This window comes from Gordonia sp. (in: high G+C Gram-positive bacteria), assembly GCF_020438995.1.
Classification (GTDB): Bacteria; Actinomycetota; Actinomycetes; order Mycobacteriales; family Mycobacteriaceae; genus Gordonia.
Genome location: NZ_JAGQTN010000060.1, coordinates 1 through 1838, shown reverse-complemented (window position 1 = coordinate 1838; position 1838 = coordinate 1). Strand labels below are relative to the sequence as shown.

The 1838-nt window shown below is 67.0% G+C and carries 1 protein-coding gene; it reads left to right on the top strand.

Features of this window, described 5'->3' with window-relative positions:
• Window positions 1-236: 236 nt before the first annotated feature.
• Window positions 237-1649, top strand: coding sequence for a wax ester/triacylglycerol synthase domain-containing protein (locus tag KDB67_RS05080; RefSeq protein WP_291013183.1), 1413 nt, complete (start codon window positions 237-239; stop codon window positions 1647-1649).
• Window positions 1650-1838: the final 189 nt, after the last annotated feature.

Sequence of the window (1838 nt, the reverse complement as noted above, 5' to 3'; positions counted from 1 at the left end):
CGTGTCAGGGGCTCACCCACGGTGTGCACGGCATCGGCTCGGCGGTCGCGATCTCGGTCACGACGTCGCCGGAGATCGTCGACGTCGACGCCTACGTCGAGATGCTGCGTCGCGCGCTGGATCGGGTATCTGCTGTCGGTCCGAGCCGTCTATAGACCGCGTGCTTGCGGTTTACGCTCTGATTTCGGGTGTATGCCCGTTTGTGTATGGTGTGGTACCGTCCGCCGGTGCAGAGGATGTCGACGGTGGACGCGGCCATGTACTGGTCTTCGGCTACGCAACACAGCGACATTTTCACCATCCTGTGTTTCGACGCACCCGATCTGTGTTTCGACGCACCCGATGCCTCGGTGTTCATGGATGCGGTACTCAGTGAGTTACGGGAGCGGGCGCGGAGGATCGATGATCTGTGTCTGAGGGTCCTGAATGTGCCCGGCGACCTCGACTGGCCGCACTGGGTGCGTTCGGACATCGGGCCCGACGCGTTCGCCGTGCATCCGGTGCGAACATGGCAGGAAAGCCTGGACAGGATTGGCGAGTTGGCCGGTGACCAACTCGACCCAACCGAGTGTCCATGGCGGATACATGTTTTCGGCCCGATCGCCGGCGCGCCGCGAGGTTGTGCGGACGAGGACGGCGCGGCGATCGTGCTGGCTTTGCAGATCAGTCACACCTTGGCAGATGGGCGTGGTACCGCGGCGATCTGCCTGGGGATGTTCGGTGAGCCGACGCAGGACGCTCCGACGCGACGTACCGGTCCCGACTCCGGTCGGATGCAGTTGATGCGATGGCGCTTGGCCGCTGCCGGAATGGTGCGCTTGCCGGTATCGGTGGCTGTGACGGCTTGGCTGGGTCTGCGATGGCTCGCGGAATGCCGGAAAGCCGTGCGGCGCGGTCGGGTGACCGGTGTCCCGATGGCCGGTGGGCCGTGGGCCATGGGTGTCCCACTCACCGAGCTCAACCGATCGCCCGGCCCGGGGCGAACGCTACGCGTGATCGTGCTCGACCGTGGGGCGTTACCAACCGGCCCCAGTGTCACCGCCGTAACGCTGACCGCAATCTCGTATGCCCTTGATGAGTTGCTCGGCCCAGCACACCGACGGACAGCTGCGGTGCCGGTCGGGCTACCGCCGTGTCCGGGCTCGCACAACAACTACGGCAATCTCCCGATCGATCTGTATCCGGAGACCGATGCCGTGGGGGAACGCATGGCGAGGATCGCAGGGGAGTTGACCGCGATACAGCAGCGGGTGGCAATACGCACTCCGGTGATGGTTGCCGGGGCACGGGCAGAATCGGCGCTCCCGGCGTTCTTGGCGCGCTGGGGCCTCCGGCGGCTCGAAACGCGCGCGACCTCGGATACGGTCACCGGCGTCACGGTCGTGACGTCGGTAAACGCGGAATCGGCCGACCTTCCGATGACAGGTGGCCGGCTTGATGGCGCGCTGGCCGGTGGCCGGATCCGGTTTGCCGCGGGTTTTCCCTACCTCACCGAGTACATGGGGCTCGGACACGGCGTGATCGGGATAGGACCGGTGGTGGCGATCTCGGTCATCACGTCACCGGATATCGTCGACGCCGACGCCTATGTCGACATGCTGCGGCGTGCGCTGGATCGCGTTGCCGCCGAAGGTTCGCCGCAACCCTGACAGGTACGGCCGCCGGGCCGGCGATCACCGGCCCGGCGCCGCGCGCTGCTCAGTGGTGGTGATCGTCGTCGGACGTCGACGATGTGCCGAGCGCGCGGGGCTGACCGTGGCCGGCGGAACCCCCGACGGACGGGCGCGGCTTGGCCATGAGCCGCTTGGGGAGGCGTTCGGCCAGGCCGCCGAGCGGCG